At 27.5% G+C, this 557-nt stretch carries 1 protein-coding gene; it reads left to right on the forward strand.

Annotated features, from left to right (window positions below; genetic code table 11):
* Positions 1-557 (forward strand): AMP-binding protein (locus B2671_RS01095; RefSeq protein ID WP_346868750.1); only part of this gene is annotated, 557 nt, incomplete at both ends.

The raw sequence follows: 557 nt of genomic DNA on the forward strand, positions 1-557 counted from the left end.
TTACAAAAAACAACTTATACTTTTGACGTTTCTGTATGGGAGATTCTATGGTGGTCATTAGTAGGAGCAAAAGTATGTATGCTTAGTCCTAATGCTGAAAAAGATCCGATGAAAATAATAGAAACAATAGATAGGTATAAAGTAACAACAATGCATTTTGTACCTTCTATGTTAGATGTTTTCTTATATTTTGTAGAAGAAAATATAAATAATATAAATTTATCAAGCTTAAGACAAGTATTTTCAAGTGGAGAAGCATTAAACTTTAAACAAGTATCAAGATTTTATAAGTTGTTTAATGGTAATAAAAAGATTATAAATTTATACGGTCCAACTGAAGCAACTATAGATGTATCTTATTTTGATTGTGTTAATGATAATAAAAGAATAATACCAATAGGAAAGCCTATAGATAACACTAAATTATACATTTTAAAGAATAAGGAACTTGTACCAATAGGAATAGCAGGAGAATTATATATAGCAGGACATGGATTAGCAAGAGGGTATGTAAATAGGCCTGAATTAACAGTAGAAAAGTTTGTAGATAATCCATT

The sequence above is a fragment of the Clostridium sp. UBA5119 genome (assembly GCF_002414285.1).
Classification (GTDB): domain Bacteria; phylum Bacillota; class Clostridia; order Clostridiales; family Clostridiaceae; genus Clostridium_J; species Clostridium_J sulfidigenes.